4 protein-coding genes are annotated in these 6,435 nt (G+C 63.1%); all 4 read right to left on the bottom strand.

Annotation, left to right across the window (positions count from 1 at the left end; all coding sequences use genetic code 11):
- Nucleotides 1–47: 47 nt before the first annotated feature.
- Nucleotides 48–1,721 carry an ABC transporter substrate-binding protein gene (locus tag JHL16_RS24275; protein WP_200187486.1) on the bottom strand — a complete coding sequence of 558 codons (1,674 nt, stop codon included), beginning with the start codon at nt 1,719–1,721 and terminating at the stop codon, nt 48–50.
- 182 nt (nt 1,722–1,903) lie between these two features.
- Complete coding sequence (locus JHL16_RS24270; protein ID WP_200187485.1) at nt 1,904–3,361, bottom strand: amidase; 1,458 nt, start codon at nt 3,359–3,361, stop codon at nt 1,904–1,906.
- A 2-nt stretch (nt 3,362–3,363) separates the two neighbouring features.
- Complete coding sequence (locus JHL16_RS24265; protein ID WP_478142424.1) at nt 3,364–5,466, bottom strand: dipeptide ABC transporter ATP-binding protein; 2,103 nt, start codon at nt 5,464–5,466, stop codon at nt 3,364–3,366.
- Nucleotides 5,467–5,478: 12 nt separating this feature from the next.
- A complete protein-coding gene (locus JHL16_RS24260) occupies nt 5,479–6,432 on the bottom strand; it encodes an ABC transporter permease (protein WP_246771152.1) in 954 nt (317 codons plus the stop codon).
- Nucleotides 6,433–6,435: the final 3 nt, after the last annotated feature.

Genomic DNA, 6,435 nt, shown 5'->3' with positions numbered 1-6,435 from the left:
AGCCCGCGAGCAAGGCTCGCGGGCTCTCTTTCGTGTCTCAGGTTTGCTTACGCCGGTTTGACGGCCAGCTGCTCACCGAAGATGTAGAGCGTCGGGTGGATCTCGAAGCCCTGCACGCGTTTGTCATAGGCGGCGTAGACCGAGCGCCAGAGCGGCTGGGTGATCGGCCCATCCTCCAGCATGATCGTTTCGAGCTCGCCCAGGATCTCGCGGCGCTTGTCGACGTCGAGCGTGCCCTCGGCCTTGTTCAACAGCTCGTCGAACTGCTTGTTCGAATAGCGCGACTCGTTCCACGGCACGCCGGTGCGATAGGCGAGCGCCAGCACCATGAAGCCGAGCGGGCGGTGCGTCCATTCGGTGAAGCCGAAGGGCACCTCCGTCCACACTTCCCAGAACTTCGCCGACGGCAGGACATTGATCTTGGCGCGGATACCGCCGGCCTTCCACTGCTCCGCCATCGCCTCGACGGCCGCCTGTTCCCAGGACGGATCGGGCTTGCAGAAGATCTCGATGTCGATGCCGTCCGGATGGCCGGCTTCGGCGAGGAGCTTCTTCGCCTCATCGGGCTTGTAGCCGAGCGGCTCGATCTTCTTGTAGTCGGGATGCACCGAGCAGACGTGATGATGTTCCGCCGGCTCGCCGACACCCTTATGCGCGATCTGCAGGCACTTCGCCGGATCGGTGGCGAGCCGGATCGCCTTGCGCACTTTCGGGTCGTCGAAGGGCTTCTGCGTCATCTGCATGCGGGCGACCGCGGTCTGCGCCGTCACCACCTGGTGGATGTCGACATGCGGCATGCCCTTATAGAGGTCGAACTGCTCGATATTGCCCTGATAGATACCGTCGACCTGCTTGGAGGCGAGCGCGCCCGCCACCGCCGTCGGATTGTCGCCGAGGTCGATGAAGTGCAACTCGTCGAGATAGCCCGGCGCATCGGGGCGGCGCTTGAATACCGCCTTGCGCGAGATTTCCAGCTCCACCAGCTCGAAGGATTCGGTGCCGTTGGAGCCGACGGCGAAGGCGCCGTTCTCGGCCGGGTCGAGCATCAGGAAGGGATAGTGGAAAAGATGCTCCGGAACCGCGACCTGAGCCTGCGCGAGATTGAGGACGAGAGTCTTCGGGTCCTTGATCTCGATCGCATTGGCATCCCACAATTCGGTGGTCATCACCGCATTGCCCTTGTCGTCCTTCGTGCCGGTGTCGACGTCCTTCAGCATATAGCCTTTCATCAGGCCGACGACGGAAGAGCCGACTTTCGGATCGAGGCAGTGCTTGATGTTCCACGCCGCGTGTTCGGCGGTGAAGTCCTCGCCCTTATGCCACTTGGCATCCTTCTTGATGTGAAGTGTCCAGGTCTTGAGGTCCTCCGAGGCTTCCCACTTCTCGCACAGATGCGGGCGGGTCACGTTGTCGACGCCGGTGCGGGTGAGATAGCCGCAGACCTGGCGCACCACATTCGAGTCGTAGACCCAGGAGAATGTATGCGGGTTGTCGACCTTAGGGATACGCTGGGCGATCTTGAGGACGCCGCCTTTCGGCATGTCCTGCGCCATCGCCGGCGGCGCCAGCGGCTGGCCGGTGATCTTGCCGGCCCACATATAGGCCGCACCCGACGACATGCCGAGCAGGCTCGCATAGCGAACGAATTCGCGGCGGTCGATTTTCTTGTCGGAGAGCTGCTGCTTGAGCTTCGGAATCCAAATATGTTCTTTGTCTGACATTTGTCCTCTTCCTCCCTCCCATTGCGGGGGTTCTTTGCAAAAGATGAACTTGGCGTCCCGTTGGATCGGACGTCGATTATTTGAGCCGTTTGCGCCCGGGAGAAGCCTATCACTGCTATCCAAATTCGCAAATGGTGAATGGAATTTACGCCTTAGGCGGCAAGGCGGTTGCACATTTCCGTCTACTGAGCACCTGGCGGCGGCACGAAAGCGCAATATTCCTGTTCCAGGAGTTCGGCAAAGCGCAGCGCGGTCAAGTCGCCATATTGCCGGGTGATGATCTGGATGCCGGCCGGCAGGCCTTGCGGCGTCAGCCCCATCGGGGCGACGGTCGAGGGCAGGTAGAAGCCGCCCGAATATCCGGCCCAGAACAACTGGTCGGTCGTTGCGACCCGCCGCCCATTCACCCTAATCGTCCGCTCATGGCGTTCGCCCTGCTGGTCATGCGGGAAGGCGGCCGAGGCCGCCGCCGGACAGATGAGCACGTCCCAGTCGGTGAAGAACCGGTCCCAGAGCAGGCGCATCTGATGGCGCCGCTCATTGGCCATGAGCCAGGAGCGGTGCGGCAGCACATAGGCGCGGGTCATCTGGGCGAAATAGCTGGTGTCGGCGGTGGCGAAGCTATCGGCGAGCGCCCGGTTGGCGGCGAAATCCCGATCACTTTGCCGGCGGCTCGTCGCCGAGCGCAGGAGCTGGATATAGACGTCCATCGCCTCGCGGGTTGAAAAGTCGGGCCGCGCTGACATCGACAGGCGCTTCGCCCTTTTGGACAGGAATTGGGCCAGTTTTCCGACCAGATCCTGCACCGGCTGATCGACCTCACTCACCGGATCGCTCAGCATCACCGCCACGCGGAAGTCCCTGAAGGACTTTTGCGGTGCGCCCGGTAGTCTGAGCTGGAGGGCCTGCGCCTCGATACCATCGGGACCCGCCAGGAGCTTGAGCATGGCGGTGAGGTCGCGGGCGCTGCGCGCCATGGGGCCTGCCACGGAAATGTCGCTCGGCGTCACGATGCCGGGCAGGAACTGGCCGCGCATCGGCACGATGCCGTAGGTCGGCTTGTGGCCGTAGACGCCGCAATAATGCGCCGGGTTGCGGATCGAGGCGCCGATATCGGAGCCGATCTCGAGCGCGCTCATCCCGGTGGCGAGCGCCACCGCCGAACCGCCGGAGGACCCGCCCGGCGAGCGCGTCACGTCCCAGGGATTGTTCGTCGTGCCGTAAATGGCGTTGAAGCTCTGCCAGTCGGCGAGCATCAGGGGGACATTGGTCTTGCCGAAGATGACGGCGCCCTGATCGGTGAGGCGGGTGAGGGCGACCGCATCGGACTTGGCGATATTGCCGGCGAAGCGCGGATCGCCCCAGGTCGTCGGCGTGCCGGTCCAGTCGAAGCTCTCCTTGATCGTCATCGGCACCCCGTCGAAGGTGCCTTTGGGCGCGCCCGCCTTGAGGCGCCGGTCGGCGGCGGCCGCGGCCTTGCGCGCCCGCGTTATGTCGCTGACGATAACCGCATTGAGCGACTTATTGTGCTTCTCGACCTGGCTCCAGGCGAGATCGAGCAGTTCGCGGGCGCTGATCTTGCGGGCGCGCAGGAGGCGCGCCTGATCGAGAGCGGATCTGAGATGCAGGGGAAGGGGCATGTTTAGTGGGCGATATTACTTTCTTCGCTTTCGTGGCGGCCGACCTTGATCACCGGTTCCATGGCGCGCAGCACGTCGTCGGGCAGGTGACACATGATCATATGGCCGTTGCCCATGTCCTTGTTGGGCGGCATCTCCGTCTCGCAGATGGCGCCGATCTTGCGCGGGCAGCGGGTCTGGAACGGACAACCTGGTGGCGGGTTCATCGGCGAGGGCAGCTCACCCTTGAGCACGATGTGCCTCTTGGTGACCGATGTGTCGGCGATCGGTACGGCGGAAAGCAGCGCCTCGGTATAGGGGTGATAAGGCGGTGAGAACACCTCATCCGTGGTACCCTGTTCCATGATACGACCGAGATACATCACGACGATGCGGTCGGCGAGATAACGCACCACCGACAGATCGTGGCTGATGAAGACGAGGGTCGTGCGTTTCTTGCGCTGGATGTCGGTGAGGAGCCCGGTCACCGCCGCCTGCACGGAAACGTCAAGCGCGGAGACGGGCTCGTCGGCGATGACGACCGCCGCCTCGCCGCCGAAGGCGCGGGCGATGCCGATGCGCTGCTTCTGGCCGCCCGACAGCTGGCGCGGTTTACGATCGGCGAATTCGCGCGGCAGCTTGACGAGATCGAGCAGTTCATAGGTCTTGCGCTCGGCTTCGTCGCGGTTCTTGGCGACGCCGAATTTACGCAATACGCGCGCGATCTGGGATCCCACCGAATGGCTCGGATTGAGTGTCTCGAAGGGATTCTGGAAGACGATCTGCAGGCTCGATATCAGGCCCGCCGGGCGCTTGCGCACCGGCAGGTGGCCGACTTCCTGTCCATTCACCAGCACCTCGCCGCCGCTCGACTCCTCGAGACCCATCAGCACCTTGGCGAAGGTGCTCTTGCCGCAGCCGGATTCGCCGACAATGGCGACGGTCTCGCCCTCGCGTGCCTCGAAGTCGATCTTCTCATTGGCCTTGACGAAGCGCGATTTGGTGCCGGAGATCATCGCGGCGATCGAATTGTCGCGGATCTCGTAGTATTTCTTCATATTCCTGATCTGCAGCACCGGCGGCCCCGGTATGATCGGTTCGGCTTCGAGGCCCTTGGGCCGATAGCGCTTCCAGTCGATCTCGTTGTAGCGCACGCAGCGCGCCTGATGGCCGGGATCGTTTGCGATGTCGAGCATCGCAATCGGCTTGTCGCAACGCGCGGCCTCGAAAAAATCGCAGCGCGGCCCGAAAGTGCAGCCCTTCGGCCGGTCGCGAGGGAGCGGCAATTGTCCGCGGATGGGAACCAGCGGCCGCGAGAAGCGGTCGGCGCCCGGCAGCGGGATCGAGGAGAACAGCCCGCGCGTATAGGGATGGCGCATATGGTCGAAGACCTGCTTCACTTCGCCGACCTCGACCGCTTGGCCCGAATACATGACACAGATACGGTTGCAGGTTTCGAGGATGAGGCCGAGATTGTGCGAGATGTAGATCATCGACGTCCCGAAGCGCTTCGAGATGTCCTTGATGAGCTCGACCACGCCCGCTTCCACCGTCACGTCGAGCGCCGTGGTCGGCTCATCGAGCAACAGCAGCTTCGGATTGGAGAGCAGCGCCATGGCGATGACGACACGCTGCTGCTGGCCGCCTGAAAGCTGATGCGGATAGGAATTCATGATGCGGTTCGGATCCGGCAGGCGTACCGCGTCGAGCACCTCGACGGCGCGTTTATAGGCGGCGTCCTCGCTGATGCCCTCATGGACTATCAGCACCTCGGTGAGCTGGGTGCGGATCAGCAGCGACGGATTGAGCGACGCCATCGGCTCCTGATAGACCATCGAGATCTGCGAGCCGCGGATCTTGCGTAATTCCTCTTGCGACATGGTGCGCATGTCGCGGCCCATGAACTTGATCTCGCCGCCGGTGATGGCGCCGTTGCGGCCCATATACTGCATGATAGCGAGCGCCACCGTCGATTTGCCGCAGCCCGACTCGCCGACGATTCCAACCGCTTCTCCCGGCATCACGGTGAGGTTGAAGTCATAGACCGCAGGGATGGCGCCGGCGCGTGTGAAATAGGAGATCGAGACGTTCTTGCATTCAAGGACGGGTGTCTGCGCTGCATTCATCGCCATCTTCCCTCAGTCACGCAGTGAGATTTCGCGCAAGGCGTCGGCCAGGAGATTGAGGCCGAGCACCAGGGATGAGATGGCCATGGCCGGCCAGATCATCGCATTGCTCGCCATGGCGCCGAAACCGCGCACCTCGGCGATCATCTTGCCCCAGTCGGGCTCGGGCGGCGGCAGGCCGAGGCTCAGGAAGCCGAGCACCGCGATGGCGATGATGACATAACCGAGCCGCAGGCAGGCATCGACGATCAGGGGCCCGCGCGCATTGGGAAGGAGTTCGACCAGCATGATATAAAGAGGGCTTTCGCCGCGCACTTCGGCGGCGGCGATATAGTCGCGTGTCTTCAGGTCGAGCACCAGGCCGCGCACGATGCGGGCCACTTGCGGGGCGGTGCCGAAGGTGATGGCGACGATAATGATGACGCCCGATACCACGGTGCTGCCGACGCCCAGGCTGCCGATATATTGCCCCATGCTGGAGGTCGGTCCGAAATTGGTGAGAATGACGAGGAACAGCACCATCGGCGGGAAAGACAGGAACACATTGCCGATGAAGGAAATGACCTCGTCCCACCAGCCGCCGCGATAGCCCGCCATCACACCCAGCAGCATGCCGACCGCATAAGCGACGACGGTCGCGAGGACCGACCAGAACAGCACGAGCCGCGAGCCAAAGATGAGGCGCGAGAGGATATCGCGCCCCTTGTCGTCCGTGCCGAGCCAATAGGTAGTGCCGTCGGGCGCCAACGACAAAGCCGGCTTCAGGAGATCGGGCGCCGATTGCGCCAGAGGATCGCGCAGCGGAAAGAGGTCGGCACCGACTGCCATGACGAGCCAGAACAGCACCAGGACGGCGCCGAACATGCCGACATAGGATTCGCGCAGCAGCGTGATCGATTTCAGGATGCGCAGAAGGAGTGGCCGACGCTTGGGCATCTCGGTCGCTGGCACGGACGTCACGGTCATGGG

Origin of the sequence: Taklimakanibacter albus (assembly GCF_016595235.1) — a bacterium.
Taxonomy (GTDB): domain Bacteria; phylum Pseudomonadota; class Alphaproteobacteria; order Rhizobiales; family Aestuariivirgaceae; genus Taklimakanibacter; species Taklimakanibacter albus.
This window is presented reverse-complemented; position numbering and strand designations above follow the sequence as displayed.